This window comes from Luteimonas sp. A277 (assembly GCF_054052045.1).
In genome coordinates this window covers 122,724-147,059 of the sequence record NZ_JBSVRG010000007.1, presented here as the reverse complement: position 1 = coordinate 147,059, position 24,336 = coordinate 122,724, and the positions used below count along the sequence as shown (strand labels likewise).

Here is a 24,336-nt window from a genome sequence, read left to right as displayed (position 1 = left end):
TCCGTACCCGCGTCGCGCCGTCCGGACACGACCGGCTCACTGCTTGCTGATCCGCGCCAGCTCCCCCATCAGCTCCCAGGATTTCAGCCCGCGTCCACCGAGGTGATGGGTCAGCGTCTCGCGCAGTGCGCGACGCAGGCCGGGCATGTCTTCCCGCTCGGGCAGCGTATCGGCCGCCAGCGCCAACAGGCCGCGCCCGGATGCGTCGCTGCGCTCACCGGCGCGCTGATCGCGTACCCGCCACAGTCCGAGCTCGGGCTCGACCCGGTAGCGCCCCGCCGGATCCAGCGGAGCCCCCTCGGCATCCACACTGAAATCAAACCCGACCCCCAACACTTCGAGCAGGTCCCGCTCGAAACGGCGCAGCGTCCACGCCAGTGGCTCAAGGTTTCGCAGGCGCTCGCGCACCAGCCCGTACAGCGAGTACAGCTGCAGCTGCGGGTCCTGCCGTGGTACCAGCCGCAGCACCAGCTCACCCAGATAGAAGCCCGCCATGCTGGCCTCGCCGACCAGCAGCGGCGCGCTGTCCACCTGTTCGGCGGAATTGAGCCACGCCAGCTCGCCGCGCTGCGTGGCATTCACCCTGATGTGTTGCAGCGGCTGCAGCGCCGCGCGCAGGGACTGGCGCTTCGGCCCGGTCACCCCCCGCGCCACCAGCCCCAGTCTGCCGTGGTTGGCGCTCAACACTTCGACCATGAGGCTGGTCTCCCGCCAACGCCGCGCGTGCAGCACGTAGGCCGGCTCGGCGAGGTAGCGCAATTACGGTTCCTCGTAGCCGAACGCCCGCAGCGCCGCCTCGTCGTCGGACCAGCCCTGGCGTACCCGTACCCAGGTCTGGAGGAACACCCTGGAGCCGAACAGGCGCTCCATCTGCTCGCGCGCCCGGGTCCCGATCTCACGCAGGCGTTCGCCGCCCTTGCCGATCACGATCGCCTTCTGGCCTTCACGCTCTACCCAGATCACCGCACCGATGCGCAACAGCACACCGCCCCTGGGCGAAGGCTCCTCCACGAAGGATTCAAGCTCCACCGTGGTGGCATACGGCAGTTCAGCGCCGAGCTGGCGCATCAACTGCTCGCGCAGCAGTTCAGCCGCGAGGAAGCGCTGGCTGCGATCGGTGATTTCATCTTCGCCGTACAGCGCCGGCTGCTCCGGCAGCAGCGCCAGGGCGCTCTCCACCAGCCCGTCCAGCCCCTTGCGCTTGAGCGCCGAGACCGGATGCACGCTGGAGAACTCCCGCCCTTCGCTGATCTTTGCCAGATACGGCAGCAGCGAGCCCTTGTCCTGGATCCGGTCGACCTGGTTCACCACCAGCATCACCGGCACGCCGGCCTGACGCAGGGTGTCATAGGCCGCGCTGTCCTCGTCTTCCCAGCGTCCTGCGTGCACCACCAGCATGGCCGCGTCCACGCCTTCCAGCGCTCCGCGCGCGGAGCGGTTCATCCAACGGTGCATGGCGCTGGCCGTGGCCTTGCCGTGGTCACGATGCAGCCCAGGCGTGTCCACCAGCACCAACTGGCCGGCCGGGAAGGTGGCAATGCCGAGCATCCGGTGGCGGGTGGTCTGGGGGCGATTGGAGACAATGCTGATCTTGGCCCCTACCAGGGCGTTGACCAGGGTGGATTTGCCGACGTTGGGGCGGCCGATCACGGCCACATGGCCGGCACGGTGGGGGGCTGAATTCGTCATGCGCCCATTGTAGGACGGGTCTCGAGCTGGGCGAGCACATTTTCTGCGGCCTGCTGTTCAGCAGCGCGACGGGAGCCACCCTCGCCCTCGGCAGTGGCAGCCGGCTGCGACGTGCTGCAGCGCACGAGGAAGATCCGGTCATGGTCGGAACCCGTTTCGCCGAGCAGCTCGTAGCTGGGCAGCGGATGCTGCCGTCCCTGCAGCCACTCCTGCAGCCTGGTCTTGGGGTCCTTTTCCACCTTGCCCACCGCCAGTGCCCCGAGCTCCGGCTCCAGCCAGCCCATCACGACGGCGCGGCAGGCGTCCATTCCAGCGTCAAGGTAGATCGCCGCGATCACCGCCTCAAGCGCGTCGGAAAGGATCGAATCACGGCGGTGGCCGCCCGATTTCATCTCGCCCGGGCCCAGCACCAGCCGCGGCCCCAGATCAAGCCCACGGGCAATTCTGGCCAGGGTGGATTCGCGCACAAGTTCGGCGCGGGCACGGGTCATGGCGCCCTCGTCGGCCCGGGGCCAGCGCTGATACAGCGCTTCGGCGGCGATCAGGCCAAGCAGCGCATCGCCGAGAAATTCCAGCCGCTCATTGTGCGGCGCCCCGGCACTGCGATGGGTCAGGGCCTGCTTGAGCAGGTCCTGGTCATTGAAGCGGTGACCGGGGAAATCAGTCGATGCTGCCGGCACGCGTAAGCATCTGGACTGAATTGAACTTGCCCACCACATCGAGGTTGCCCACCAGCGGACGGCGCACCTCGTACTCGACGTTCATTTCCCAGCCGTTGTCGACCCGGCGCAGTTTCACGTGCTCTTTTTTCACGTTTTCCGAATAGCTGATGTACAGCCGGCGGAAGAACAGGTCGTGGATCCTTGCCGGATCCTGGGTGGCGATGCCCGGCTCGTTGGCCAGCCCCTTCATCGCCGAACGCACGCTGTAATACTCCGAATACATCGGGAATAGACGCATGGCCACGTAGGCGAAAAAGCCCACCACGGCCAACACGATCACGAACCCGAGCAGGGTCATCCCCTCTTGTTTGCGCTTCATTCTTCCTCTCCCCAGGAACGCGTTGTTGCCATGCGCTGTTACGGAATCCGGTTGCCGATCCGGTCGAAGCCGATGCCCCCGGCATCGCCGTCCCAGTTCATCCAGATCAGGAACGCCTTGCCACGCAGCTGGCTTTCCGGAAGCGTACCCCAGAAGCGGCTGTCATCGCTCCTGTCCCGGTTGTCGCCCATCACGAAATAGTGACCCTCGGGAACCGTCCACGGGCCGCGCTCGGCCGGATCTGCGATCGGCAGGTAGGTTTCCAGCACCTGGTGGCTGCGCCCGCGGCCGGGCACCGTTTCCGCCAGCAGCTGGGCGCCGTCCATATCGCGTCCACGCCCACGCCCCTGGTAGTCACCGATCGGAGCGTATTCAAAGGCGGTTCCGTTGACGTAGACGGTGTTGTCCACGTAATCGATCGTGTCGCCCGGGATACCGATCACGCGCTTGATCCAGTCCTGCTCGGGCTGGTGGGGCGGGCGGAACACCACCACGTCACCGCGCTTGGGCTCGCCGATCGCGATCACCTTTTTATTGTTGATCGGCAGGCGCAGCCCGTAAGAGAACTTGTTGACCAGGATGAAGTCGCCGATCAGCAGGGTCGGCATCATCGAGCTGGAAGGAATGCGGAACGGCTCGGCCACGAAGCTGCGCAGGATCAACACCACGATCAGCACCGGGAAGAACGCTTTGGAGTAGTCGACCGCGATCGGCTCCCTTTCTTCCAGGAGCCCCGCCTTCGCCGCCCGCCGCTTGGCGAACACCAGTTTGTCGAGCAGCCAGATGATGCCGGTTGTGAAGGTCAGTACAACCAGGCCGATTTCAAACCATTTCATTGGGGCTCCTTGGGAGCAATCACGAATCGCGGCCGGTGTTGAGCACGGCCAGGAAGGCCTCCTGCGGGATCTCCACCCTGCCCACCTGCTTCATCCGTTTCTTGCCTGCCTTCTGCTTTTCCAGAAGCTTCTTCTTGCGTGAAATATCGCCACCATAGCACTTGGCCAGCACGTTCTTGCGCAGCGCCTTGACCGTGGTGCGGGCGATGACCTGCGCGCCGATCGCGGCCTGGATCGCCACGTCAAACTGCTGGCGCGGAATCAGCTCGCGCATTTTTTCGGCCAGGTCGCGGCCGCGCCGGTCAGCGTGGCTGCGGTGGACGATGATCGACAGCGCGTCCACCTTGTCGCCGTTGATCAGGACGTCCACGCGCACGAACGGACCCGGGTCAAAACGAAGGAAGTGGTAATCGAGCGAGGCATAGCCGCGGCTGACCGACTTGAGCCGGTCGAAGAAATCCAGCACCACCTCGGCCATCGGCAGCTCATAGCTCACCTGCACCTGGCTGCCCAGGTACTGGATGCCGATCTGGCTGCCGCGCTTCTCTTCACACAGGGTGATCACCGAGCCAACGTAATCGGGCGGAGTGAGGATGTTGGCGCGGATGATCGGCTCGCGGACCTCTTCCACCTCGCTGGACGGCGGCAGGTCGGCCGGGTTGTCCAACGGCAGTACTTCACCGTCGATCTTGAGCACCTCGTAGATCACCGTGGGCGCGGTGGAGATCAGGTCCAGATCGTATTCGCGCTCCAGCCGCTCCTGCACGATCTCCATATGGAGCATGCCGAGGAAGCCGCAGCGGAACCCGAAGCCCATCGCTTCGGAGCTTTCCGGCTCAAAGCGCATGGCCGCGTCGTTCAGGCGCAGCTTGTCCAGCGCCTCGCGCAGGTCGGGATAGTCATCGGCATCGACCGGGAACAGTCCGGCGAACACCCGCGGCTGCATTTCCTGGAAACCAGGCAGCGGCTTTTCGGCCGGATCACCGGCCTGGGTCAGGGTGTCGCCGACGGGAGCGCCGTGCACATCCTTGATGCTGGCCGTGACCCAGCCCACCTCGCCCGCCGACAGCTTGCCGGTGGGCGTGCGCTTGGGTGTGAACACGCCCACGCCGTCCACCTGGTGGGTACGCCCGGTGGACATCACCCGCAGCTTGTCGCCGCTCTTGATCTCGCCCTGCATCACCCGCACCAGCGAGACCACGCCCAGGTAGTTGTCGAACCAGGAGTCGATGATCAGCGCCTGCAGCTTGTCGGTGTCGCCGCGCTGGGGCGCGGGGATGCGGGTGACGATGGCTTCCAGCACGTCTTCAACGTTCAGCCCGGTCTTGGCACTGACCGCGATCGCGTCGGAGGCGTCGATGCCGATCACCGCTTCAATCTCTTCCTTGGCCCGCTCCGGATCGGCCGTGGGCAGGTCGATCTTGTTCAGCACTGGAATCACTTCCAGGCCCTGCTCTACCGCCGTGTAGCAGTTGGCCACCGACTGCGCTTCCACGCCCTGGGCCGCATCGACCACCAGCAGCGCGCCTTCGCAGGCCGCCAGCGAGCGGCTGACCTCGTAGCTGAAGTCCACGTGCCCGGGGGTGTCGATGAAGTTCAGGTGGTAGGTCTGCCCGTCCCTGGCCGTGTACGGCACGGATACGGACTGGGCCTTGATGGTAATGCCGCGCTCGCGTTCGATCGGATTGTTGTCGAGGACCTGCTGTTCCATCTCGCGCGCAGTCAATCCTCCACACAGCTGGATGATGCGGTCGGCCAGGGTCGACTTGCCGTGGTCGACGTGGGCGATGATGGAAAAGTTGCGGATATTCCGCATCGGATCACTCATTGGGCAAGCATCACTGTCGCGAGGTGGCGGGGAAACGAGACATTATCGCATAGCAAAGCGCCCGCCCCTGCAACAGGAACGGGCGCTGGATCGACCTTGGCGCCGGGGCGCCAGGCCGGAGTTCAGTCGTCGGAGTCGCGCGGGGTGACCGCCACGAACTCCGCGCCGCCACCGCGATGGCGCAGCAGCATGACCGTCTGCCCGGGCTTGACGTCACGCAGCTGGCGATCCAGCTCCTGTGCGCTGCCAACCGCCGTGCGCCCGACCCGGGAGATCACATCCCCCGGCTGGATGCCGGCGCTGCGCGCGGCCAGCCCTTCCACCCGCACGATGCGCACGCCCTCACCGTCAGCCAGGCCGGCCTGGCGGCGCTGGGCGTCGGTGAGGTCAGTGGCCACCAGCCCCAGCGGATTGCTCGATTCCGCGGCGTCCGGACGTGCATCCTGCCCACGGGCAGGGCCGGAGGCCGGTCCAGCCAAGGCAGCATCGTCCAGCGCAGCCAGGGTGACATCGAAATTGCGGGTACGGCCTTCGCGGAACACCTCCAGGCGCACCTTGGTACCCGGGGCCATGTTGCCCACGATCGGCGGCAGATCGCTGGCCTGGACAACGGCCGTACCATCAACGGCGCGGATCACGTCGCCGATCTCGATCCCGGCATCCTCGGCCGGGCTGTCCGGCTGCACGCCGATCACCAGCGCACCGCGGGTATCGGGCAGGTCGAAGCCGGCCATGGCGTCCCGGCTCACCGGCCCCACGTTCACGCCAACCAGGCCGCGCTGCACGCTGCCGGTGTCCTTGATCTGCTCGGCCACGTTCATGGCGATATCGATCGGAATGGCGAAGCTGACGCCCTGGTAGCCGCCGCTGTTGCTGAAGATCTGCGAGTTGATCCCGATCACCTCGCCGCGGGTGTTGAGCAGCGGGCCGCCGGAGTTGCCGCGGTTGATCGCCACGTCGGTCTGGATGAACGGCACGTACTGCTGGTTGGCATAGCGATTGGAGCGGCCGACCGCACTGACGATGCCGGCGGTGACCGACTGTTCCAGCCCGAACGGTGAGCCGATCGCCACCGCCCACTGCCCGGCGCGCACGCGGCCGGCATCGCCGGGGCGCAGCACGGTCAGGTCATCAGCCTCGATCTTGAGCACGGCCACGTCGGACTGCTCGTCGCTGCCGATGACCTCCGCGTCGTACTGGCGCTGATCGTGCAGCCGCACGCGCACCTCGTCGGCATTGGCGACCACGTGGTGATTGGTCAGCAGGTAGCCGTCCTCGCTGATGAGGAAGCCGGTGCCCATCGACAGGCCCCGCGGCGCCGGTGCCTGGGGACCACCCGGCGCGTCCGGCATCGAAAAACCCGGACCGAAAAAGCGCCTGAAAATCTCCGGGAACATGTCCTGGCTAGGGGCCCTGCGCTGGGCGGTACGGCCGGTGATGGTGGCCTCGATGCTGACCACGCCGGGCCCCACCTGCTCCACCAGCCGGGTGAAGTCCGGCAGACCGGTCACCAGTTCGGGAGCTGCGGCCTGGGCGGCGCGTGCACTCGTTGCCTCCTGGGCTGCGGGTTCGGCAGTGGCGGAAGGCAGGATCACGGCAGCGGTTGTCGCCGCGGTGGCCAACACCAATATCAAAACAGGAATACGGGCTTTCATTCTGGAAGCGTCCTCAAATGATCAATGAAGGGAACGGCGCGCCGCAAAAGGCGCAGCCGGAATCTGCTCAGCGTGGGCCGATATCGGGATCGATCTGCTGCGCGGACGCGGGCACGGCCGGCGCCTGCGCACCGCGAACGGCGCCGGCACCAATGGCCGTCTCAACGCGCCTGCCGACCATGCGTGCCGCCACTTCGGGCGGAAGTCCGAACCGCTCTGCTGCGGCCTGCGGCTCCGGCGGGGCCGCCATCAGCCAAGTCGCTGCCGGCTGCATTGTCTGGCCCAGGCCGACCGCATAGGCATTGCCGGCGCCGGACACTCCGGCGCGCGGCCAGGGCCGGCTGCCGACGGTCATCGGCAGTGAATGGAACGGATCTGTGTCAATTCCCTCAGACGAGCTGGGCAGCAGGGCCACAGCGCTGCCCTGTGTTGCTGGAAATGGCACCACGACGGCCTCCCGCGAGGTGGGCGTTTCCACCGATGCAGCAGCTGCAGCCGGAGCGGCGTCGGCCGCGGCAAGCATCTGCGAGGACCGCACACTGGCTGTGCCAGCGCTCGAACGCGACGCCACTGCCGGTTGCACCTGCCGCTGCGCGTCGGGGCTCCCAGCGCTGCTGTGCGGTGCTTCGGCCAGGACAGGGCCGGTCGGCGACGCCACACCGTCGATGACCGGCGCACTCTGAATCTCAGACTCCGAGGGAGCTGAAACAGCCGGCCCGGGGGAAGCCCCTGCAGTGGCGGCCAGCGCAGGCACTGCCCGCACGGGCGCCTGTTCCGTCATCGGCCCGCCCTGGCGGCCAACCAGCAGCGCCGCCATGGCCACCGAAGCCGCCAGCGCGGCCCCACCGCCCCAGCGCAACACGCGCTGCCCACCGCCGCGGGCCCGCTGCGGGACAGGCTGGGATTCCTGTTCGGTGATGGCCATGGAGACCCGGCTGGCGAAATCAGTCGGCAACAGCGCGTTGCGCTGCCCGCGCAGCACGTCACCGGATATCTGCCAGCGCTCCCAGCGCTCGGCCAGCTCCACGTCATGCTGCAGACGGCGCAGCATGAAGCGCGCCTGGTCCGGTGACAGCTCGCCATCAAGCATCGCCGACAGCTGCTGGCGATGGTAACGATCGAGTTTGTCCGCATCCGGCAGGATCTGGATGCTGTCGCTGTCTTCGTGTTGCATCATCGTGTTGCACGCTCCGAGCTGGTTTCACTGTCCATCAATGGTTTGAGCTCCTCGTCGATTGCCTCCCGGGCGCGGAAGATGCGCGAACGCACCGTCCCCACCGGGCAGCCCATCCTCTGGGCGATCTCCTCGTAGCTCAGGCCGTCCACCTCTCGCAGCGTGATCGCAACCCGAAGCTCTTCAGGCAGTTGTTCGACAGCACGCAGCACCGTTTGTTCCATCTGCTGGCGCATCATTTCCCGTTCCGGGGTATCGGTGTCGCGCAATCGCACGCCCGAATCGAACTGTTCGGCGTCCGCAACGTCAATGTCCGAGCCCGGCGGCCGGCGCCCAAGGGAGACCAGATGGTTCTTGGCGGTATTGACCGCAATGCGGTGCAGCCAGGTATAGAACTGGGCGTCGCCGCGGAAGCTGCCGATCGCCCGGTAGGCGCGGATGAACGTTTCCTGGGCCACGTCCTGGCATTCACTCCAGTCCGACACGTAACGACCGATCAGGCCAGCAATCCGATGCTGGTATTTGCGCACCAGCAGGTCGAAGGCGGCCATGTCGCCGTTCTGCACGCGTTTGACCAGTTCCTGGTCCAACTGCTGGGTGTCGTTATCGGCCATCGGGCCGGGCTCCTTTCTTGACCCGGCAATCTGCCGGGCGCTGCGGCCTGGGTAGCGGGCTGGACTGGTCCGTGCGCCCACCGTGAATGGTTCAAACTGGGGGCGTGAGGCCGATCAGGCAACCCCCGGCAGATGTGAAGGAGCGATCCAACGCCGCATGGCAGGATTTGACGCCGGGTGAGCGACCTCTGGATCATAGGAGGTTTCCCATACCCTAACGGATGGTGTCGCATGATTGCAGGCCTCGACGGACTGCGTTTCAGCCATTGGAAAGCCGAGCAGCGCGAAGACGCCGTGCTGGTGCTTTCGCTCGACCGCGAGGGCGAGTCGGTCAACACGTTCTCCCAGGACGTGCTGCTCGAGCTGGACAGCTTGCTGGAACGCCTGGCCCTGGATCCTCCCAAGGCGCTGGTGCTGCGCTCGGCCAAGGCCAAGGGCTTCATTGCCGGCGCAGACATCCGTGAATTCCGCCAGTTCGATGAAAAAGGCACGATCGGCGATTCCATCCGCCGCGGCCAGCAGGTGTTCCAGCGCCTGGCCGAGCTGCCCTGCCCCACGGTGGCCGCGATCCACGGCTTCTGCATGGGCGGCGGTACCGAGATCGCGCTGGCGTGCGATTACCGGGTGGCCAGCAGCGATGATTCGACCCGCATCGGCCTGCCCGAAGTCAACCTGGGCATCTATCCCGGCTGGGGTGGCAGCGTGCGTCTGCCGCGGCTGGTGGGCGCGCCGCCCGCATTCGACATGATGCTGACCGGCCGTGCCCTGTCGGCCAAGGCAGCCCGCGCGATCGGCCTGGTGGACAAGGTGGCCGAACCGGCACTGCTGGTGGATGTTGCTGCCGGCCTGGCGCTCAAGGGCACCACGCGCCCGTTCAAGCAGCGCTTCATGGGCTGGGCCACCAATCTGTGGCCGGTGCGCCAGGCGCTGGCGCCAGTCCTGGTCAAGCAGGTGGCGCGCAAGGCACGCAAGGACCACTACCCCGCCCCGTATTCGCTGATCGAAACCTGGCGCCGCAGCGGTGGCGGGACCCGGGCCCTGCTGGATGCCGAGCGCAGGTCTGTGGTCAAGCTCGCCGGCACCTCGACCGCGCGCAACCTCACCCGCGTGTACTTCCTGCAGGAACGGCTGAAGGCCCAGGGCCGCGGCGAACACAATGTGCAGCGTCTGCACGTGATCGGCGCCGGCGTGATGGGCGGCGATATTGCCGCCTGGTCGGCATATCGCGGTATGCAGGTGACCCTGCAGGACCGCGAGCAGCCATACATCGACAAGGCGCTGGAGCGCGCACAGGAGCTGTTCGCCAAGCGGGTCAAGGACGATGCCAAGCGGCCGGAAGTGGCGGCGCGGCTGAAGTCGGACCTGGGAGGCGCTGGCCTGGCCGAAGCGGACCTGGTGATCGAGGCGATCATCGAGGACGCGGACGCCAAGCGCGGCCTGTACGCGCAGGTGGAGCCAAAGCTCGCGCCGGGCGCGCTGCTGACCAGCAACACTTCTTCCATCCCGCTGGCGGAGCTGGTCAATGGCCTGCAGCAGCCGGCCCGGTTCGCCGGCCTGCACTACTTCAACCCGGTGGCGAAGATGCCGCTGGTGGAGATCGTGCGCCACGATGCGATGGACCCGGCCACCGCGCAACGGCTGGCCGCGTTCTGCCGCGCCATCGGCAAGCTGCCGGTGCCGGTGGCGGGTACGCCGGGCTTCCTGGTCAACCGCCTGCTGTTTCCGTACATGCTGGAAGCGGCCACCGCGTACTCGGAAGGCATCCCGGGCGCGGCGATCGACCGGGCGGCGGTGAAGTTCGGCATGCCCATGGGCCCGATCGAGCTGATCGATACCGTGGGGCTGGATATCGCCTCGGGCGTGGGCCGCGAACTGGCCCCGTTCCTCGGCCTGGACATCCCGCCTGCACTGGCGACGCCGCCCGAGCCCGGCAAGCGCGGCAAGAAGGACGGCCAGGGCCTGTATGCATGGGAGAACGGCAAGCCGAAGAAGCCCGAACTGCCCAAGGACTACAAGGCGCCCGATGACCTCGAGGACCGGCTGGTGCTGGCCCTGCTCAACGAGGCCGTGGCGGCGCTGCACGAAGGCGTGGTGGAAGACGCCGACCTGCTCGATGCAGGGGTGATCTTCGGCACCGGCTTCGCGCCGTTCCGCGGCGGGCCGATCCAGCACATCCGCACCATCGGCGCCGACAAGCTGCTGGAGCGGCTGAAGGCGCTGCAGGGCCGGTACGGCGATCGCTTCGCCCCGCGCCCGGGCTGGGACAACCCGACCCTGCGGGAAGCATCGGTGGCGTAATCACCGGCAGCAGCCGGCCTACATCGTGTGGGTCGGCTTGTCCGAATTCAGGGTCCCGGCCAACAGGGTCTCGATGCGGCCCTTGGCCGCTTCACCCTCGTTGCTGTCGGCGAACTGCACGCCAACGCCGGCGGTGCGGTTGCCCTGGGCACCGGTGGGCGTCACCCAGACCACCTTGCCGGCCACCGGCACCCGGTCCTGGGTTTCGGGCAGGGTCAGCAGCAGGAAGACCTCATCACCGAGGAAGTACCGCTTGGGCGTCGGCACGAAGATGCCGCCGTGCTTGAGATACGGCATGTAGGCGTTGTACAGCCCCGCCTTGTCTTTGAGCACCAGCGACAGGATCCCCTGGCGCATGCCCGGTACGGTTGCCCCCATGTCTATCTCCTCCTACCCGGCTCGCGGCGGGCCGCGGTCAGGTCATGCCATTGCAGCAGCAGTGCGCCCACCGCCAGGTCCGCGCGTACGGTGGTACGCAGCAGATCGCGGGTGCGGTTGGCTTCATCAAACCATTCAGCAAGACTGCGGCTAGACCGGGGGTCGGTCAAGTCCGTCGCCCTGGCCAGGACGAAGTCGGCCGCATGGCGCAGGCGCAGGGCGGCGACATCGCCATCGGTCCAACGTTTGGCCACCTCCGAAGGCGCCAGCTCACCGCGTGCCAGACCCGCCAGGTCCGCCGCCACTTCACGCCGCAGCTCGATGCCGCCGTCGCGCAGCCAGGAGTCCGCCAGGCCCGGATGGCCGCGTGCGGCATCCAGGGCTTCGGCCGCAGCCGTCGCGGCATGCCCCTGCTGTTCCAGCCAGGACAGACCTTCGGCCATGGAAGGCAAGCGGAATTCCAGCCGCTGGCAGCGGCTGCGGATGGTGGCGGGCAGCCCCGCCGGATTGGCACTCAACAGCCACAGGTAGCGCCCCGGAACCGGCTCTTCGAGCGTCTTGAGCAGGGCGTTGGCGGCGTTGGTGTTCATGTCCTCGGCCGGATCAATGATGGCAACCTTCACCACGCCGTACTGGGGCGTGGTAGCCAGGCGCTCGGACAAAGCGCGCACCTGGTCCACGGGGATGACCGTCATCTGCCTGGGCGGCGACGGCGTCATGCGCCAGGCATGGCCCACGAAAATCGCATCGGGGTGCGCCGGGTGCCCCCGGGGATGGGACAGGGAGCCGTCAGGGCGCTGCTCCAGCGGCTCCTTCTGCGAGCGCGCCTGGAACAGGCTGCAGCCGCGGCAGGCGCCGCAGGGACGCGCGCCGTGATCGGGCGCCTGGCACAGCAGGCGCGCGGCGAGGCGTTCGGCCACCCGGCGCTTGCCCAGCATGGCCGGCCCGCTGAACAACAGCGCATGGCCCATGCGGCCAGCGTCCAGCGACGCCGCGGCCTGGTCGTACACGCGCTGCTGCCAGGGCGTCAGTGGCTGGTCGTGCGTATTGCTCATTGCGCCTCCCGCCACACCTGCAGCGCGGCCAGCGCGGCCGCAGCCACCGCTTCCACTGGCTGCGCGGCATCGATCACCCGGAACCGCGATGGCTCGGCCGCGGCACGGTCGCGGAACACCGCGCGCACGCGCTCGAAGAAGCCGTCGCGCTCACGTTCGATGCGATCGGGCACCAGGTCGCGGCCGCGGGTTCGCTCGCGCCCGGTCACCACATCAAGATCCAGCAACAGGGTCAGCCCGGGACGCAGGCCAACCACCGCGTGCTCCAGGGTTTCAATCAAGCCCGCATCCAGCCTCCGGCCGCCGCCCTGGTAGGCATAGCTGGAATCGGTGAAGCGGTCACACAGCACCCAGGCGCCGCGCTGCAGCGCGGGACGGATCACCTCACGCACGTGCTGGGCACGCGCGGCAAACATCAGCAGCAGCTCGGTCTCCGGCGCAGCGGGTTCGTGTCCGGGATCCAGCAGCAGGCTGCGAATGGTTTCGGCCAGCGGCGTCCCGCCCGGCTCGCGGGTCAGCACCACTTCGTCGCCACCGGTCGCCAGGGCGCGGCGCAGGGTGCCGAGTACCGTGGTCTTGCCGGCGCCCTCGCCGCCTTCCAGGCTGACGAAGCGCGGATGAGTCGGCAAGGTGCTCATTGCGACCGGGCCCCCGGGGCAAAACGCTCCCGGTAGCGGCGCACGTATTCGCGCACAGCAACCTGGTGCTCCGCATAGGTGCGGGAGAACACGTGCCGGCCGCTGTCATCGCCGACGGCCACGAAGTACAGCGCATCGCCTGCCTCGGGCCGGGTGGCGGCGCGGATGGCGTCGGCCCCGGCCATGGCGATCGGCGTCGGCGGCAGGCCGTCGCGGGTGTAGGTGTTGTAAGGGGTATCGGTCTGCAGGTCGCGACGGCGGATGTTTCCGTCGTAGGAGCTGCCCATTCCATAGATCACGGTCGGATCGGTCTGCAGGCGCATGCCGCGTTGCAGGCGGCGGGTGAACACGCCGGCGATCGTGCCGCGCTCTTCGGCAATGCCGGTTTCCTTCTCGATGATGGACGCCAGCACCAACGCCTCTTCGGCGCTTTGCAGCGGCAGTCCATCGGCACGCTGCTCCCAGGCCTGCTCCAGCTCGCGGTCCAGGGCGGCGGCGGCGCGGCGCAGCAGGTCCAGGTCGCTGTCGCCACGGGTATAGAGATAGGTTTCCGGCAGGAAACGGCCCTCCGGATGTACGCCCGGGCGCTCGAGCGCTGCCATCAGCCCGGCGTCATCGAAGTCCCGGGTCTCGTGCACCAGCGGCGTCGCGGTGGCCAGGGCCGCGCGCAACTCACGGATGTTCCAGCCCTCCACGAGGGTGAAGCGGTGCCGGATCACCCGGCCTTCGCGCATGGCGAGCAGCAGCGTACGCGCGCTCATGCCAGGCTCCAGCCGGTACTCACCCACGTGCAGCCGGCCACCGGCGTCGAGCCGGCGGGCCAGCAGCTGCCACTCGATTCGGTGGCCGTCGCTGATGCCGGCCTCGCGCAGCTTGTCGAGCATCCGCAGGAACGAGTCGCCGCGCTCCACTACAAGCGTCTGGCCTTCATCGATACCCGTGAGCGGGCCATCCACGAAGTTCTGCCAGCGTGCGTAAGCCAGGTATGCGAAGACCCCGGCGAGCAGCGCCGAGACCACGAAAAACAGCCCGATTGCGCGCCTGCGTCCGCCTTTTGCACTCACCGGCGGACGCCCTGGAAAGTTGGAGATCCAATCATGGCTTCAGGATACCTTGATGGCTCACGCGGGAGGAGCAGCCGATCCACCCAGTGCAAGCAGCATGCCGCGAGCCTTGGCGCGCGTTTCGGCCAGCTCGCGCCCGGGCACCGAATCGGCAACGATGCCCGCGCCGGTGCGAAAACGCAGGGTCGTTCCCTCCACCTCCGCACTGCGGATCAGGATGTTCAGGTCCATGTCGCCATCGCGGTTCAACCAGCCCATCGCTCCGGTGTATGCGCCGCGGCCGACGCCTTCCAGTTCAGCGATGATCTGCATGCAGCGCACCTTCGGACAGCCCGTGATGCTGCCGCCGGGGAACACCGCCGCAATCACCTCGCCGGGCGTCGTATCCGCGCGCAGGCGGCCGCGCACGTTGCTGACAATGTGGTGGACCTGGGCATAGCTCTCCACTGTCATCAGCTCGTCGACCTCCACGCTACCCGGCTCGCACACCCGGCCCAGATCGTTGCGCTCAAGATCCACCAGCATCACGTGCTCGGCGCGCTCCTTGGGGTCGCCCACCATCTCCTGGATCCGGACGGCATCGTCGTCACCTGGCAGGCGCGGCCGGGTCCCGGCGATCGGCCGGGTCTCGACCACGTCCCCGCGCACCGAGACCAGGCGCTCGGGCGACGCGCTGGCCACCGCCCAGCCCCCACCGCAAAACAGGCCGGAAAACGGCGCGGGGCTCGCTTCGCGCAGCCGCGCATAGACGGCGGCTGGCTCCGGCGCCATGGCAAAGCGCGCCTGCCAGGCGCGGGAAAGATTGACCTGGAACACATCGCCGGCGGCAAGGTACGCCAGGATCCTTTCCACCCCTGCGGTGAAGGCTTCGGGATCGTCTTCCATCAGATCGACCGGCGCCGCCCACGGCGGCAGCGCAGGCTGTGCTGCCACCACCGCGGCGTCGGCCACGATCCGATCAAGCAGGTCTTCATGTCCACGCTCGGCCACCGCCACGCATTCACCGCTGCCTCGATCACGCAGCACCGCTGCGGGGCAGCGAAGCGCAACGGCTGCCGGCAGGTTGCCGGGCGCCGGCGGCAGACGCAGGACCGGTTCCACCTGGGCAGCCAGCTCATAGCCCAGCAGCAGTGCCCAGCCGCCGCGGAAGGGCCACCGCGGCTCCACCCGTGGCGTCCGCAGCTGGCGCCACTGTGCATCCAGCGCCTCCAGGAAGGGGGTGTCCAGCAGGGTTCCCGCGCCATCACGGGTGAGGCCGTCGGCATCGAGAGTCAGGCAAGCGCCGGTTGACGCCAGCAACATGTCCCACTGCCCCTGGGCCGTGCCATGGGCAACGGACTGCAGCAGCACCGGATAGCGCGCGGGCGCCGCACGGTGCAGCGCCAGCAGGCCAGGATCGGCCGGCAGCGGACGGGAGATCAGCATGGAGCCGGTCCTGGACAGCGGGGGCGCGGTGCGCCCCGGTGGGTCAGACCCGGGTAAAGACCAGGGTGCCGTTGGTGCCGCCAAATCCGAACGAGTTGGACATCACCACGTCCACCTTTGCCTCGCGGGCGGTGTGCGGTATGTAGTCCAGGTCGCAGCCTTCGGAAGGATCGTCCAGGTTGATCGTGGGCGGCAGGATGCCGGACTGGATCGCCATGGCGGAGAACACCGCTTCCACCCCGCCCGCGGCCCCGAGCAGGTGCCCGGTCATCGACTTGGTGGAGCTGACCGCCACCTTCCGGGCGTGCGCGCCCAGGGTAGCCTTGATCGCCATGGTTTCCGCCAGGTCGCCGGCCGGCGTCGAAGTCCCGTGGGCGTTGATGTAACCGATCCGCTCCACATCCAGGCGCGCGTCGGCAATGGCGTGTGCCATGCAGCGCGCCGCGCCCTCGCCGCTCTCACTGGGCGCGGTCATGTGGTACGCGTCGCCGCTCATGCCGAAGCCGGCCAGCTCGGCGTAGATGCGCGCGCCACGCGCCTTCGCCCGCTCGTACTCCTCCAGGATCAGCACGCCGGCGCCGTCGCCCATGACAAAGCCGTCGCGACCCTTGTCCCACGGACGGGAGGCCTGCTGCGGGTTTTCATTGTTGGTCGACAGTGCACGCATCGAGCAGAAGCCGCCCAGCGAAGTCGGGGTGGTGGCGTACTCGGCGCCGCCGGCGATCATCACGTCGGCATCGCCGTACTGGATCATGCGCATTGCCAGGCCGATGTTGTGGGTGGCCGTGGTGCAGGCGGTCACCGCGGCGATGTTCGGTCCCTTGGCGCCGGTCATGATCGACACCTGTCCGGCAACCATGTTGATGATGGTGCTGGGCACGTAGAACGGCGAGATCTTGCGCGGACCACCCTCGTGGTACTTGATGGTGGTTTCCTCGATGCCCTTGAGCCCGCCGATCCCGGCGCCGAGGGCCACACCGATGCGCTCGGCGTTGGATTCATCGATCTCCATCCCGGCGTCGGCAATGGCCATCATCGAGGCGCCCACGCCGTAGTGCACGAACGGGTCCATCTTCTTCACGTCCTTGGGCGCGATCCACTTCGTGGCGTCGAAGTCCGGAACTTCGCCGGCGATCCGGGTGGGGAACGCGGATGCGTCGAAGTGGGTAATCGGCCCGATGCCCGAACGCCCGGCCACGATGCCATCCCAGCTGGAAGCCAGGTCCGCGCCCAGCGGCGACAGGATGCCCAGGCCGGTGATGACCACGCGTCGTTTGGACATGGAGTGCTCCTTGGATAGATACCGGTAACTGACGGGCGCGCTGATCGCGCTGCCCCGGAAATGCACGAGGCCGCAAATGCGGCCCCGTGTCCATCAGTGCCCCGCCCCTGGACCAGCCCGGGGCGGTGCACGGCCCTGGATGCGCGACCGATGGCCTGCGCATCCCGACCGTTCGCGATTACGCCTTGACGTTGGTCTTGACGTAATCGATGGCCTGCTGCACCGAGGTGATCTTCTCGGCTTCTTCGTCAGGGATCTCGCACTCGAACTCTTCCTCGAGGGCCATCACCAGTTCCACGGTGTCCAGCGAGTCGGCGCCAAGGTCGTCGACAAAGGAAGCACTTGCGCTGACCTCGTCTTCCTTCACGCCCAGCTGCTCCACCACAATCTTCTTGACGCGTTCTTCGATGCTGCTCATGGGTACTTTGCTCCGTGGGGCCGAAAATTCTTGCGGCCGGATAGTTTAAGGGAAAGCCGGGCGTTCGGCGAAGCCCGCCGCCGCCCTTTCCTGTTCAGGGGCTTACGCCCCGGAATGGGGGTTACGGCATGTACATGCCGCCATTGACGTGCAGGGTCTCGCCGGTGATGTAGGCAGCCGACGGTCCGGCAAGGAAAGCCACTGCCGCAGCCACGTCTGCCGGGTCGCCGAGGCGGCCCAGCGCGATCTGCTTCGACATTTCCTGCTTTGCGTCTTCGGGCAGGTCGCGGGTCATGTCGGTGGCGATGAAGCCGGGGGCCACCACGTTGACGGTCACGCCGCGCGAGCCGATTTCCCGGGCCAGCGACTTGCTGAAGGCGATCACGCCGGCCTTGGCCGCGGCATAGTTGGACTGGCCGGCGTTGCCCATCACCCCGATCACCGAGGCGATGTTGATGATCCGGCCCTTGCGCGCCTTCATCATGCCGCGCATCACCGCCTTGGAAGCGCGGTAGACACTGGTCAGGTTGGTATCCAGGATCGCCTGCCAATCCTCGTCCTTCATCCGCATCAACAGGTTGTCGCGGGTGATGCCGGCATTGTTGACGAGGATGGAGATGGCTCCGAATTCCTTGCCGATCTCGGCGATGAGCGCGTCGATGGCGTCGCCGTCGGCCACGTCCAGCACCCGGCCGTGGCCCGTGCCGATCGTGGCCAGGCGCGCGGCGAGCGCATCCGCGCCGGCCTGGCTGGTGGCAGTGCCGATCACGGTCGCGCCCTGCTCTGCCAGCAGGTCTGCGATGGATGCGCCAATACCGCGGCTGGCGCCGGTGACGAGGGCAATTTCGCCCTTCAGGGGTTGGGTCATGGGTTGGGTTCCTTGCAGGTGCGATGGTGCCGCGTCAGCTTTTCCATTGTGCCAGCGCGGCGTCAAAGTCTTCCGGCGTGCCGAGCGGCAGCGCCTGGAGCGAACGGTCGATGCGCCGGACCAGGCCGGAAAGGACCTTGCCAGGGCCGCACTCGGCGATCACGCCGGCACCGCGTGACGCCAGCGCCTGCACGCAGCCGGTCCACTGCACCGGCAGGTACAGCTGGCGTACCAGCGCATCGCGGATGGCATGCGCGCCCTCGTGCACCTCGGCGTCAACGTTCTGCACCACCGGCACTTCGGGATCATTCCACTGCAGCTCGCCCATGGCGGTGGCCAGCCGGTTGGCGGCCTCGCGCATGAGCGGCGTATGCGAGGGCACGCTGACCGCCAGCTTGACCGCCTTGCGCACGCCGCGTTCGCCCAGCAGGGCCAGCGCACGATCAACCGCGGCCGCATGTCCGCCGATCACAACCTGTCCGGGGGAATTGAAGTTTGCCGGCACCACCACCCCATCGCCGGAAGCCTGCTCGCAGGCCTCGGCCACTACTTCGTGCTCGGCACCCAGCACGGCCGCCATGGCACCCGTGCCGGCGGGCGCCGCAGCCTGCATCAGCTGTCCGCGCAGGCGTACCAGTCGGGCGGCGTCGCCCAGCGGCAACACCCCGGCGGCGACCAGCGCGGCGTATTCACCCAGGCTGTGCCCGGCCATCAACGCCGGCTGCGCCCCACCCCGTGCCTGCCAAACGCGGTAAACCGCCACACCTGCGGCCAGCAGTGCGGGCTGGGTGAATTCGGTGGTGTTCAGCTGTTCTTCCGGGCCACCCTGGGCCAGCGCCCACAGGTCCACGCCGGCGCCTTCGGAGGCCTCGGCGAACACGGTGGTGATCTCCGCGTGGCTGGCGGCCAGATCGGCCAGCATCCCCAGCGACTGGGAACCCTGGCCGGGAAACACGAAAGCAAGCCGGGAATCGGTCAACACACACACCCGCAGTCGAAAGCCAACCGCCAATGATACCGGCCTGGCCGTCAGGATGTCTGTACGACGGCGTATGTAGCACTATCGGAAACAGGGGCCTGTTGGCCGTACGACCGCGCACTGGCGCCGTTTTCACGCACCGCACGCAAAACGCAAACCGCCCGCGAACATGCGGGCGGCCCGTGGTGACAGCCAGGGGGATGCCCGCCTTGCGGGCATCCGGGGTCAGTAGCGCAGCAGCGCCGAACCCCAGGTGAAACCGCCGCCGAAAGCTTCCAGCAGCACCAGCTGGCCCCGCTCGACCTTGCCCGAGCGCACCGCTTCGTCCAATGCCAGCGGCACCGAACCCGACGACGTATTGCCATGCCGATCCACGGTCACGATCACCCGGTCCATCGACATGTCCAGCCGCTTGGCGGTCGCTTCGATGATGCGCAGGTTGGCCTGGTGCGGGATCAGCCAGTCAAGATCACTCTTGTCCAGGTTGTTGGCCGTCAGCGTCTCATCGACTACGGAATCCAGCGCGCGGACCGCGTGCTTGAACACTTCGCTGCCCGCCATGCTGATGCGCACGCCGGCGTTCTTCTCGTTTTCCTTGAAGCCGACCGACACGCCCACCGGGTTCCACAGCAGCTCCTTCTTGCCGCCGTCGGCGTGCAGGTGGGTGCTGAGGATGCCGGTTTCGGTATCGGCCTTGAGCACCACCGCGCCGGCGCCGTCACCAAACAGCACGCAGGTGGTGCGGTCTTCCCAATCGACCATGCGGGTCAGGGTTTCCGCGCCCACCACCAGTACGGTCTTCGCATCGCCGGTACGGATGAACTTGTCGGCGACCGACAGCGCAAACAGGAAGCCGGAGCAGGCGGCGTTGACGTCGAACGCGCCACAGCCGTTGGCACCCAGCCGGTGCTGCAAAAGGCAGGCGCTGGAGGGAAAAATCAGATCAGGGGTGGTGGTACCGAGCACGATCAGGTCGAGCTCTTCCGGCTTGACGCCGGCCGCTTCCAGCGCGCGCATCGACGCGTGGTAAGCCAAGTCCGAAGTGGTTTCACCCTCGGCCGCCACGTGACGCTGGCGGATGCCCGTGCGGGCCGCGATCCATTCATCGCTGGTGTCCACGACCTTGGCCAGGTCGTCGTTGGTGACCACATTCTCCGGCAGATAGCTGCCAGTGCCCGCAATGCGCGAAAACACGCGCTGGGGCGTACCCGTTTGATTCATCTGCAACCCGTCCTCGGCCGGATGCCCGGCTTCTCCGGGGCATGCTACACGGGCGCAGCGGCACGCGTTGCCCGCAGGGCCGCCGTCCTGCGACGGCGGCGCTTGGGATCAGTCTTCTTCGACGACGCCCGCGCGCGGCACGATCACCTGCTTGCCGCGGTAGTAACCGTCAGCGGTGATGTGGTGGCGGATGTGGATCTCGCCGGTGGTCGGATCGGTGGACAGCTGCTTGGCCGTCAGCTTGTCGTGCGCGCGGCGCTGGCCACGGCGGGAGGGGGAGACACGGGATTTCTGCACAGCCATGGGAATTGCTCCAGCAACAGGTTCAGTTGTTTCTAAAGTTTCTTTTTAAGTTCCGCCAACGCCGAAAACGGGTTGGCGCGCATTTCTTCGTCCGCGTGAACGGGCCAGTCCCGCTCCACCGATTCCGAACCGGGGCTGACCGGGATCAGTGGCACGGCGAGGATCAGTTCATCCTCCACCAGCGCAACCGGATCCACGTATCCGTCCCCATCCGGCAGCAGCGCCTCATAGCCTTCCGGCAGTGCGGCTTCATCGGCCTCGTCACGGATCATCCCGTAGCGCTGCACGATCTGCACCGGATGCTCGAACCGCTGCAGCGTCCGCCGGCATTCCAGCGGCAGCCGCGCATCCACACGGACTTCCACGAACGGCACGTCCAGTTCATCGCGCCCGAAGCCGGCCGACCATTGCACCTGGCCTTCGGCATCGAACAGCAAATCACAAAGACGCGCCATCCCGGCCAGCGGCAACTGTCCTTCCAGTTCCCGACCTGCAGCGACTGCGCGCCGCCAATCGACGTTTCTGGACAGTTCCGCGGACATAAGAGGCGAAATGGTAGGGCTGCAGCGGCGCGGTGTCAAACCACCCCTGCTCCGATTGCCCGGGCGCGGCGGGGAAATTTGCCCGTCCCGCCGGTGGCCTGCAGACTGGCCGCTGACCCACCGCCTCCCATGCCGTGACCCCACTCCTCTCCGCACTTCTCGCTGCAGCGCTCATTCTCGCCTGTGCCTGGGCCTTTTCAAGGCGCCGCGCGGTCGGGCGTCGCAACCGCGCCATGTCCGGCGTGCTTGATGCGGCCGATGCGTTGGAAACGCGACTGCGCGCCGCCCGGGCCGAGATCCAGGCGGTTGCCGGTGACCACCAGAACCCGGTGCAGGAGGCCTTGCAGGAAATGCTGCGCCAGCGCCTGTGGCTGCAGGAACACGGAGCCAGCGCCTCGCTGCAGCAGCTTGACGCGGTCCGCCAATCGATCGATCACGCCCGCCAACGCATCGAAGGGCAGCTGCTGCAGATCGAGCGCGCGCGGGCGCCCCAGCACTGACACCGGGAATTGCCCATGCGACTGATCCTGGCTTCAACCTCACCGTATCGACGCGAACTGCTGCAGCGGCTTTGCCTGACGTTCGACACGATCCGGCCACAGGCCGATGAAACCCCGCTGCCCGCCGAGCCGCCTGCTGCGCTGGCGGGACGACTGGCGCAACTGAAGGCGGAGGTGGTCGCCGCGGATGAACCCACGGCCTGGGTGATCGGTTCCGACCAGGTGGCGGAACTGGACGGCATCCCGCTTGGCAAGCCGGGCCATCGCCAGGCCGCCATTGCGCAGCTGGGCGCAATGTCCGGGCGTGAGGTGCGCTTCCACACTGCGGTGGCCCTGGCCCAGCATGGCGAGCCGGTCCACGCTGCGCTGGACACCACGACGGTCAGCTTCCGGCCGCTGTCCGCCGGGGAGATTGAACGCTACGTGGATACCGAGCAGCCGTTCGACTGTGCGGGCAGCTTCAAGGCCGAAGCCTTGGGCATCACCCTGTTTGAATCAATCCGCAGCACGGACCCCACGGCCCTGGTTGGCCTTCCCCTGATTGCCACCAGCCGCCTGCTGCGCGCTGCGGGGTTTGCATTGCCCTAGGGCGGGTCATTCGATGATGACCGGCTGCTCGCTCCACTCTTCAACGCTGCCATCGCGCCCATGCAGGCGCAGACCCAGCCAGTAGCGTCCGGACCGCGTCAGCGGCTGACCCTCGACCGTCGCCTGGAATCCGACGCGCGGATGCAGGGGATCGGTGGAGATCTGCCAGTAGTTCGCCACCCCCGGGGAATCCAGCCCGTATTCGGCGTCGGCTACCGTCGCCCCGTCCAGCAGCACCTCCACCCGCGAAATACCAACGCCATCCTTGAACGCCCAGCCGGTGACCTCCATTGGCCAGCCGGTCCGGCCACCGCTCACAGGCGTATCAATCCAGGCCATCGCCGGCGCGGTGCAGCCGGCACTGTCTCCTGCATCAGGGTCAAGAGCGAAGAGGAGGAAGCGCTGGCTGCCATGGTCCACGTTGAGCACCCGCCGCGGCGCGGGCAGTGGCCCGACGCGCTCGCACAGCGCGTGGTAGCGGCGCAGGAGGTTGCGGTAGGGCACATCGCTGGCGCCCACCACCAGCAGCACCGGGTCATCGCCCCACTGCGACCGGCCCGCTGTCTCCAGCCCCCACAGCTGCAGCTGCGGCGCGCGGCCATGGAACCGGTTGAGCGGATGATCCAGGACCTTGATCCGGGGGTTGTCCAGGCGGAAGCCCAGTTCGGCCCCGATCTTGAAGTTGTCGGCCACCAGTCGCGTGCCCTCCGGCATCTGCGCCAGCTCTTCCTCCACCGCGTCAGCCAGCACGTTCCAGCCGGCGAAGTTGGAGGGATACCACTTCCAGGCGGCACTTTGGGCGCGCACGGAGGGGATCGACACGGCCGCGTAGTAGGCGAACACCGCCACCAGCCCGGCAGCGGCCAGCGCCCAGGTGGCGCGCCGCAGCCAGTGCGGCCAGCTTGCCAACAGCGCCGGCAGCAGCGGGATCAACGCCAGGTAACCCGGCAGCGGCCAGTGAAAGCTGACCCGCTCCGTATCGGCAAAAAAGCCCAGGGCGAAAAAGCCCAGGACCACCAGTCCGCCAAGCAGGCCGAACAGCCGCACCACCTCGCGCTCGCCGCGCCACGCGCCGCGCCAGCCCGCCAGCAGCAGTCCGGCCAGCAGCAGCGGAGTCACGAAGGCGGCCTGCAGCGGAATGAAACTGAAGCCGCTGGCATGCAGCGCCCAGGGATGACGCTCGACCAGCTGGAAACGCAGCCCGGCCTCGGCGTTCTCGATATTCCAGGCCAGCAGCGGCACCCAGGCGGCTGCGCCGAATGCGACCGCGATCCACACCCGCGGATCACGCAATGCCCGCCGTCCGCCCGGCAGCAGCGCCAGCGCGATCACACCCACGCCGATCACCGCAATGAAGCGATAGTGGCTGAGCGCACCGATCGCCAGCCCCAGCGCCAACAGCAGCACCGCGCCGTTATCCACGCGACGCAGCAGGCGCGCGCCCGCGTCAAGACACAGCATGGTGGCCAGCGCCATGGGCACATCGGGAAGCGCCATGATGCCCAGCGTGCCGGCCAGTGGCAGCAGCACCGTCGCACTGCCGGCCAGCCAGGGCGCGCTGCCCTCGCCCAGCTCGCGGCGCACCATCCCGACCATCATCCACGGCAGCGCCGCGCCCATCAGCAGGAAGGGCAGGCGCACGCCGAAATGGTTGTTGCCCGCTACTTCAACCCCGAGCCTGATCAGCCACGCGGTCAGTCCCGGCAGGTCGGAATAGGCCCAGCCGGGATGCTGCCCTTCCTGCCAGTAGAATGCCTCGTCCACGAACAGCGGAAGCTGGGTGGCAACCCCAAGCTTGAGCAGCAGGACGACCAGCCACAGCGCAACGAAGGCGCGTTTCGCCCCGGCGATCTGCAGTCCATCATCACGCATGTCGTTGGCGTTCGGCATCCGTATTCCACCCGTTACACTGGATTGGCGCCAGCGCGAAATTGCGCCCC

The 24,336-nt window shown here is 67.5% G+C and carries 25 protein-coding genes; 3 read left to right on the top strand and 22 right to left on the bottom strand.

What is annotated here, in order from left to right:
* Positions 1-36: 36 nt before the first annotated feature.
* From recO to rpoE, 9 genes are all read right to left on the bottom strand, one after another.
* Entirely contained in the window at positions 37-696 is a 660-nt protein-coding gene (gene recO, locus ACW7G2_RS08710; RefSeq protein WP_456974895.1) for a DNA repair protein RecO, read from the bottom strand.
* A gap of 63 nt (positions 697-759) precedes the next feature.
* Entirely contained in the window at positions 760-1,689 is a 930-nt protein-coding gene (gene era, locus ACW7G2_RS08705; protein WP_456974784.1) for a GTPase Era, read from the bottom strand.
* A complete protein-coding gene (gene rnc, locus ACW7G2_RS08700) occupies positions 1,686-2,369 on the bottom strand; it encodes a ribonuclease III (RefSeq protein ID WP_456974782.1) in 684 nt (227 codons plus the stop codon). Before rnc ends, era begins: the two co-directional genes overlap by 4 nt.
* The gene (locus ACW7G2_RS08695) at positions 2,350-2,730 is read right to left on the bottom strand and encodes a DUF4845 domain-containing protein (protein ID WP_456974780.1); all 381 of its coding nucleotides are present in this window, start codon (positions 2,728-2,730) and stop codon (positions 2,350-2,352) included. Before ACW7G2_RS08695 ends, rnc begins: the two co-directional genes overlap by 20 nt.
* Before the next feature lie 38 nt (positions 2,731-2,768).
* Entirely contained in the window at positions 2,769-3,566 is a 798-nt protein-coding gene (gene lepB, locus ACW7G2_RS08690) for a signal peptidase I (protein WP_456974778.1), read from the bottom strand.
* 19 nt (positions 3,567-3,585) lie between these two features.
* A complete protein-coding gene (gene lepA, locus ACW7G2_RS08685) occupies positions 3,586-5,382 on the bottom strand; it encodes a translation elongation factor 4 (protein WP_456974776.1) in 1,797 nt (598 codons plus the stop codon).
* A 134-nt stretch (positions 5,383-5,516) separates the two neighbouring features.
* The gene (locus ACW7G2_RS08680) at positions 5,517-7,049 is read right to left on the bottom strand and encodes a Do family serine endopeptidase (protein ID WP_456974774.1); all 1,533 of its coding nucleotides are present in this window, start codon (positions 7,047-7,049) and stop codon (positions 5,517-5,519) included.
* A gap of 67 nt (positions 7,050-7,116) precedes the next feature.
* Positions 7,117-8,226: a sigma-E factor negative regulatory protein gene (locus ACW7G2_RS08675; RefSeq protein WP_456974772.1), complete on the bottom strand. Its 1,110-nt coding sequence runs from the start codon at positions 8,224-8,226 to the stop codon at positions 7,117-7,119.
* Positions 8,223-8,837 carry an RNA polymerase sigma factor RpoE gene (gene rpoE, locus ACW7G2_RS08670; protein ID WP_456974770.1) on the bottom strand — a complete coding sequence of 205 codons (615 nt, stop codon included), beginning with the start codon at positions 8,835-8,837 and terminating at the stop codon, positions 8,223-8,225. The genes ACW7G2_RS08675 and rpoE overlap by 4 nt, the downstream gene beginning before the upstream one ends.
* A gap of 231 nt (positions 8,838-9,068) precedes the next feature.
* Here rpoE and ACW7G2_RS08665 point away from each other — a divergent pair, with 231 nt between their 5' ends.
* Positions 9,069-11,135, top strand: coding sequence for a 3-hydroxyacyl-CoA dehydrogenase NAD-binding domain-containing protein (locus ACW7G2_RS08665; protein ID WP_456974768.1), 2,067 nt, complete (start codon positions 9,069-9,071; stop codon positions 11,133-11,135).
* A gap of 18 nt (positions 11,136-11,153) precedes the next feature.
* Here the strand turns inward: ACW7G2_RS08665 and ACW7G2_RS08660 are convergent, their stop codons facing one another.
* The 12 genes from ACW7G2_RS08660 to ACW7G2_RS08605 form a co-directional block, all read right to left on the bottom strand.
* Positions 11,154-11,513, bottom strand: a complete 360-nt coding sequence (locus tag ACW7G2_RS08660) for a PilZ domain-containing protein (protein ID WP_456974766.1) — start codon at positions 11,511-11,513, stop codon at positions 11,154-11,156.
* 2 nt (positions 11,514-11,515) lie between these two features.
* Positions 11,516-12,568: a DNA polymerase III subunit delta' gene (locus tag ACW7G2_RS08655; RefSeq protein ID WP_456974764.1), complete on the bottom strand. Its 1,053-nt coding sequence runs from the start codon at positions 12,566-12,568 to the stop codon at positions 11,516-11,518.
* Positions 12,565-13,206: a dTMP kinase gene (gene tmk, locus ACW7G2_RS08650; RefSeq protein ID WP_456974762.1), complete on the bottom strand. Its 642-nt coding sequence runs from the start codon at positions 13,204-13,206 to the stop codon at positions 12,565-12,567. Before tmk ends, ACW7G2_RS08655 begins: the two co-directional genes overlap by 4 nt.
* Entirely contained in the window at positions 13,203-14,270 is a 1,068-nt protein-coding gene (mltG, locus tag ACW7G2_RS08645; RefSeq protein WP_456974760.1) for an endolytic transglycosylase MltG, read from the bottom strand. The genes tmk and mltG overlap by 4 nt, the downstream gene beginning before the upstream one ends.
* Positions 14,271-14,327: 57 nt before the next feature.
* Positions 14,328-15,695: an aminodeoxychorismate synthase component I gene (locus ACW7G2_RS08640; RefSeq protein ID WP_456974758.1), complete on the bottom strand. Its 1,368-nt coding sequence runs from the start codon at positions 15,693-15,695 to the stop codon at positions 14,328-14,330.
* Positions 15,696-15,738: 43 nt separating this feature from the next.
* A complete protein-coding gene (gene fabF, locus ACW7G2_RS08635) occupies positions 15,739-16,977 on the bottom strand; it encodes a beta-ketoacyl-ACP synthase II (RefSeq protein ID WP_456974756.1) in 1,239 nt (412 codons plus the stop codon).
* Positions 16,978-17,155: 178 nt separating this feature from the next.
* Positions 17,156-17,395: an acyl carrier protein gene (acpP, locus tag ACW7G2_RS08630; protein ID WP_456974754.1), complete on the bottom strand. Its 240-nt coding sequence runs from the start codon at positions 17,393-17,395 to the stop codon at positions 17,156-17,158.
* Between the two features lie 121 nt (positions 17,396-17,516).
* Positions 17,517-18,263: a 3-oxoacyl-ACP reductase FabG gene (fabG, locus tag ACW7G2_RS08625; RefSeq protein ID WP_456974752.1), complete on the bottom strand. Its 747-nt coding sequence runs from the start codon at positions 18,261-18,263 to the stop codon at positions 17,517-17,519.
* A 34-nt stretch (positions 18,264-18,297) separates the two neighbouring features.
* Complete coding sequence (gene fabD, locus ACW7G2_RS08620) at positions 18,298-19,242, bottom strand: ACP S-malonyltransferase (RefSeq protein ID WP_456974750.1); 945 nt, start codon at positions 19,240-19,242, stop codon at positions 18,298-18,300.
* 225 nt (positions 19,243-19,467) lie between these two features.
* Positions 19,468-20,463: a beta-ketoacyl-ACP synthase III gene (locus ACW7G2_RS08615; protein ID WP_456974748.1), complete on the bottom strand. Its 996-nt coding sequence runs from the start codon at positions 20,461-20,463 to the stop codon at positions 19,468-19,470.
* A 108-nt stretch (positions 20,464-20,571) separates the two neighbouring features.
* Positions 20,572-20,766 (bottom strand): 50S ribosomal protein L32, encoded by a 195-nt coding sequence (rpmF, locus tag ACW7G2_RS08610; RefSeq protein WP_456974746.1) that lies wholly within the window; start codon positions 20,764-20,766, stop codon positions 20,572-20,574.
* A 32-nt stretch (positions 20,767-20,798) separates the two neighbouring features.
* Positions 20,799-21,308: a YceD family protein gene (locus ACW7G2_RS08605; protein ID WP_456974744.1), complete on the bottom strand. Its 510-nt coding sequence runs from the start codon at positions 21,306-21,308 to the stop codon at positions 20,799-20,801.
* Positions 21,309-21,541: 233 nt separating this feature from the next.
* Here ACW7G2_RS08605 and ACW7G2_RS08600 point away from each other — a divergent pair, with 233 nt between their 5' ends.
* On the top strand, positions 21,542-21,808 hold the full coding sequence (locus tag ACW7G2_RS08600) for a hypothetical protein (RefSeq protein ID WP_456974742.1): 267 nt from the start codon (positions 21,542-21,544) through the stop codon (positions 21,806-21,808).
* A 15-nt stretch (positions 21,809-21,823) separates the two neighbouring features.
* The gene (locus tag ACW7G2_RS08595; protein WP_456974740.1) at positions 21,824-22,396 is read left to right on the top strand and encodes a Maf family protein; all 573 of its coding nucleotides are present in this window, start codon (positions 21,824-21,826) and stop codon (positions 22,394-22,396) included.
* A 6-nt stretch (positions 22,397-22,402) separates the two neighbouring features.
* On the opposite strand, the gene ACW7G2_RS08590 is transcribed toward ACW7G2_RS08595, so the two are convergent.
* Entirely contained in the window at positions 22,403-24,286 is a 1,884-nt protein-coding gene (locus ACW7G2_RS08590; protein WP_456974738.1) for an ArnT family glycosyltransferase, read from the bottom strand.
* Positions 24,287-24,336 lie beyond the last annotated feature (50 nt).

Excerpts from the sequence above, each read along its gene's own strand:
- recO (WP_456974895.1), bottom strand. The coding sequence starts at position 696 with ATGGTCGAAGTGTTGAGCGCCAACCACGGCAGACTGGGGCTGGTGGCG.
- era (WP_456974784.1), bottom strand. The coding sequence starts at position 1,689 with ATGACGAATTCAGCCCCCCACCGTGCCGGCCATGTGGCCGTGATCGGC.
- ACW7G2_RS08695 (WP_456974780.1), bottom strand. The coding sequence starts at position 2,730 with ATGAAGCGCAAACAAGAGGGGATGACCCTGCTCGGGTTCGTGATCGTG.
- lepB (WP_456974778.1), bottom strand. The coding sequence starts at position 3,566 with ATGAAATGGTTTGAAATCGGCCTGGTTGTACTGACCTTCACAACCGGC.
- lepA (WP_456974776.1), bottom strand. The coding sequence starts at position 5,382 with ATGCGGAATATCCGCAACTTTTCCATCATCGCCCACGTCGACCACGGC.
- ACW7G2_RS08680 (WP_456974774.1), bottom strand. The coding sequence starts at position 7,049 with ATGAAAGCCCGTATTCCTGTTTTGATATTGGTGTTGGCCACCGCGGCG.
- ACW7G2_RS08675 (WP_456974772.1), bottom strand. The coding sequence starts at position 8,226 with ATGATGCAACACGAAGACAGCGACAGCATCCAGATCCTGCCGGATGCG.
- rpoE (WP_456974770.1), bottom strand. The coding sequence starts at position 8,837 with ATGGCCGATAACGACACCCAGCAGTTGGACCAGGAACTGGTCAAACGC.
- ACW7G2_RS08665 (WP_456974768.1), top strand. The coding sequence starts at position 9,069 with ATGATTGCAGGCCTCGACGGACTGCGTTTCAGCCATTGGAAAGCCGAG.
- ACW7G2_RS08660 (WP_456974766.1), bottom strand. The coding sequence starts at position 11,513 with ATGGGGGCAACCGTACCGGGCATGCGCCAGGGGATCCTGTCGCTGGTG.
- ACW7G2_RS08655 (WP_456974764.1), bottom strand. The coding sequence starts at position 12,568 with ATGAGCAATACGCACGACCAGCCACTGACGCCCTGGCAGCAGCGCGTG.
- tmk (WP_456974762.1), bottom strand. The coding sequence starts at position 13,206 with ATGAGCACCTTGCCGACTCATCCGCGCTTCGTCAGCCTGGAAGGCGGC.
- ACW7G2_RS08640 (WP_456974758.1), bottom strand. The coding sequence starts at position 15,695 with ATGCTGATCTCCCGTCCGCTGCCGGCCGATCCTGGCCTGCTGGCGCTG.
- fabF (WP_456974756.1), bottom strand. The coding sequence starts at position 16,977 with ATGTCCAAACGACGCGTGGTCATCACCGGCCTGGGCATCCTGTCGCCG.
- acpP (WP_456974754.1), bottom strand. The coding sequence starts at position 17,395 with ATGAGCAGCATCGAAGAACGCGTCAAGAAGATTGTGGTGGAGCAGCTG.
- fabG (WP_456974752.1), bottom strand. The coding sequence starts at position 18,263 with ATGACCCAACCCCTGAAGGGCGAAATTGCCCTCGTCACCGGCGCCAGC.
- ACW7G2_RS08615 (WP_456974748.1), bottom strand. The coding sequence starts at position 20,463 with ATGAATCAAACGGGTACGCCCCAGCGCGTGTTTTCGCGCATTGCGGGC.
- rpmF (WP_456974746.1), bottom strand. The coding sequence starts at position 20,766 with ATGGCTGTGCAGAAATCCCGTGTCTCCCCCTCCCGCCGTGGCCAGCGC.
- ACW7G2_RS08605 (WP_456974744.1), bottom strand. The coding sequence starts at position 21,308 with ATGTCCGCGGAACTGTCCAGAAACGTCGATTGGCGGCGCGCAGTCGCT.
- ACW7G2_RS08600 (WP_456974742.1), top strand. The coding sequence starts at position 21,542 with ATGTCCGGCGTGCTTGATGCGGCCGATGCGTTGGAAACGCGACTGCGC.
- ACW7G2_RS08595 (WP_456974740.1), top strand. The coding sequence starts at position 21,824 with ATGCGACTGATCCTGGCTTCAACCTCACCGTATCGACGCGAACTGCTG.
- ACW7G2_RS08590 (WP_456974738.1), bottom strand. The coding sequence starts at position 24,286 with ATGCCGAACGCCAACGACATGCGTGATGATGGACTGCAGATCGCCGGG.